Origin of the sequence: Mesorhizobium sp. M8A.F.Ca.ET.161.01.1.1 (genome assembly GCF_004792105.1) — a bacterium.
Lineage (GTDB): Bacteria > Pseudomonadota > Alphaproteobacteria > Rhizobiales > Rhizobiaceae > Mesorhizobium.
The window spans coordinates 1-283 of record NZ_SRTD01000493.1 but is presented as its reverse complement, the minus strand read 5'-3'; the positions used below and the strand labels follow the sequence as shown (position 1 = coordinate 283).

1 pseudogene is annotated in these 283 nt (G+C 67.1%); it reads right to left on the bottom strand.

What is annotated here, in order from left to right:
• A pseudogene (locus EN804_RS36705) lies at window positions 1-283 on the bottom strand (hypothetical protein); the annotation flags it as partial.

Below are 283 nucleotides of genomic sequence, written 5' to 3'. Positions count from 1 at the left end.
TCGCTGTCCGGCTTCAGCGCCAGCGCATATTGCAGATAGAGCCGCACGAAAGGCTCGCCGCCGCCGCGGTTGAGCGCGGTGGCGAGGTCGAGCAGGATTTCCGAGGCACCGTCCGCCGGAGTGGCGACCAGGGGCTCGATCTTGTCGCCCTTGCTGATCCTGTCGCGCAGCGTGGTGATTTCCAGCTTGCCCGGCGCAAAGGCCTCGGCCTGGTTGAGCACCGCGAGCGCCTTCGACTTGTCCCCTTTGCGGGCGAGGAAGGAGGCATAGGCCTGGGCGTTGC